The sequence below is a fragment of the Micromonospora sp. I033 genome, from assembly GCF_053890995.1.
The window spans coordinates 1-2577 of record NZ_JBSSLX010000369.1 but is presented as its reverse complement, the minus strand read 5'-3'; the positions used below and the strand labels follow the sequence as shown (position 1 = coordinate 2577).

3 protein-coding genes and 1 riboswitch are annotated in these 2577 nt (G+C 75.8%); all 3 genes read right to left on the bottom strand.

What is annotated here, in order from left to right:
* The coding region (locus tag ACW0Q9_RS30185) for a bifunctional 5,10-methylenetetrahydrofolate dehydrogenase/5,10-methenyltetrahydrofolate cyclohydrolase (protein WP_456187119.1) at positions 1 to 632 on the bottom strand (632 nt) is incomplete at its 3' end.
* A 13-nt stretch (positions 633 to 645) separates the two neighbouring features.
* Positions 646 to 727, bottom strand: a riboswitch (ZMP/ZTP riboswitch).
* The gene (locus ACW0Q9_RS30180) at positions 727 to 1752 is read right to left on the bottom strand and encodes a hypothetical protein (RefSeq protein ID WP_456187117.1); all 1026 of its coding nucleotides are present in this window, start codon (positions 1750 to 1752) and stop codon (positions 727 to 729) included. It overlaps the preceding riboswitch by 1 nt.
* Before the next feature lie 18 nt (positions 1753 to 1770).
* Positions 1771 to 2577 (bottom strand): tyrosine-type recombinase/integrase (locus tag ACW0Q9_RS30175; RefSeq protein WP_456187115.1); only part of this gene is annotated, 807 nt, incomplete at its 5' end.

Sequence of the window (2577 nt, the reverse complement as noted above, 5' to 3'; positions counted from 1 at the left end):
CGCCGCGTGTACCGCGGCCAGTCCGGCACCCCGGTGTGCACCACCGTCACCGCCGCGTTCGCCGTCGGCCGCTTCTGCGCCAGCAGCATCGCCAACGGCCGGCCCAACGTGGCGCCCCGACCCAGGATCACCACCTCCCGGCCCGCCACCGGCACCCCGTGGAACGCCAGCAACGCCTCGATCCCCGCCGGCGTGCACGGCAACGGCCCCGGCAACCCCAACGCCAGCCGGCCCATGTTCACCGGATGCATCCCGTCCACGTCCTTGTCCGGGTCCAGCTCCGCCAGCGCCCGGTCGTAGTCCAGATGCCCCGGGATCGGATACTGCACCAGCACCCCGTGCACGGCCTTGTCCGCGTTGAAGTCCGCCAGCACCGCGTGCAGGTCCGCCTGCGACGCCGACGCCCGCAGATGCACGTGCGGCGACACGAAGCCCAACTCCGCCGCCTGCCGCTGCTTGATCCGGATGTAACCCGCGCTCGCGTCGTCGTCGCCCACCAGCACCGTCGCCAACGCCGGCGTCACCCCCGCCGCGCGCAACGCCACCACCGACTCGGCGACCTCCGCCAACACCCGCTCCGCCACCGGCGCACCCGGCAGCAACCGCGCCGTCGTCGTACCCGAAGAAGACATGCCGCACCCCGCCCGCGGAGGCCCAGGCGGTCGACCCCCGCGACGAGCTCCCCGATGGTTGACCCATCCCCGTGCCGCCAGTCGCGTTCACCCCTCAGCCTGCCACAGCGCGCTCCGCGACCGCATCCGCCACCGCCTGCCACCGCGGCAACGACCCCAGCAGCGCCTCCGCCCGCCTCCGCCGGTCCGCCGCCGACGCCACCTGAAGGTCCGCCACCGCCGCCTCGAACGCCGGCCGCAACACCCGCTCCCGCCCCGGCGCGTCCACCGCCAGCACCGCGTGACACCGGGCGTACGTCACCACGATCCAGAACATCGCCTCCCGGTGCGCGCCCGCCGCCACCAACGCCGCGCTCCCGTCCAGCACCACCGGCCGCCCCGCCGCGCTCAGATCCGCCCGGAACGGGAACGGGGTACGCGCCACCCGCGCCGCCTCGTCGAACGTCACCGCCAACCCGGCCAGGTGCTCCCGCACCCGACCCGGACCCACGCCACCGCCGTCCAGCGACGCCAGCAGCTCCGGATACCGGTCACCGAACCCGTACGCGGACAGCACCTCCCGCGCCCGCCCGTACCGCCGCCGCACCGTCGGATCCCGCAACCCCGCCACCGCCGGCAGCACCGCCAGCACCGACGTCGGGAACACCCACGCCAGCACCTGCTCCGGCAACGACGCCCGGTCGTCCAGCCGGGACAGCCCCACCTCGATCCGCCGCCGCACCCCGGCGCAGCGCCGGCGCACCCACACCGGGTCCGCGAACCCCGCCGCCACCCGCTCCCGGATCCCCGCCAGCCGACCCGACGGATCCGCGATCACCGCGTCCGTCCGGAACATCGGCGCGAACACCCACGACCCCAGCACGTCCGCCGGCGACCCCAACTCCGCCCAGGTCACCGCCGAGACCTCCAGCAGCACCCCACGGTGCCGGAACTTGCCCACCTTCGCCGCCGGCGCGTCCCGCACCAGCAGCACGTCCACGTCCGACCACGACGGCAGCACCGCGTCATCCGGCAGGCCCACCGTCGACCCGCTGAAGAACGCACCCCCGACCGACGCGTCCCGGCGCATCTCCGCCCGCACCCACTCGACCGCCACCGCCCGCGCCGCACCCACCCGCATCCCGCCATGCTGCCCCGCTCAGGGCGCCTCCCGCTGCGCCACCAGACCCGCCACGGCCCGGTTCGTACGGTTCGCCGCCACCGCCGCGCGCTGCTGACCCGCCGTCACCTCGATGTACGCCTGCGACGACGCCAACGACGCGTGCCCCAGCAACCGCATGATCTCCGCCGCGCTCGCCCCGTCCTCCGCCAACCGGGTCGCGAACGTGTGCCGCAACGCGTGCAACCGCGCGCCCCGCGGCACCCGGTCACCGACCCCGGCCCGCCGGTAACACGACTCCACCAGATACTGCAGACCACCCCGGCGCAGCGGCTCACCCCGCCGGTCCACCAGCAGCGGCGAGTCCGGCCGGACCGTGCGCGCCCCGAACCGCCGCCGCCGGCTGTCCAGGTAGTCCACGAGCACCCGGTCCACACCCGCCTCGATCGGCACCGTCCGCGGCCGCCCACCCTTGCCCGCCACGTCCACCCGGCGCTCGCCGGGCCGGCCGGCCACCGACGCGACCCGCAGCGCCAGCAGCTCCGACAGGCGCAACCCCGCGCACAGCGCCAACGCCAGCACGGCCAGGTCCCGCTCCGGCCACGGGTCGCGCTGCCGGCCGTCCTCGCGGGCCACCGCGGCCAGCAGCTCCTCCGGGGTGTCCTCGCCCCGCAGCGGCTTGGGCTGGGGGAGCGGGGTGCGGGGCCGCCCCACCGCCGGCATCGGATTGCCGGGTACGACGCCCTCGGCGACCAGGAACGTGAAGAAGCTGTTCCAGGTGGACCAGGCACGGTGGACCGACGCGGCGGCCCGGGGAGCGGCGAACCGGGCGAACGCCGCACGCAT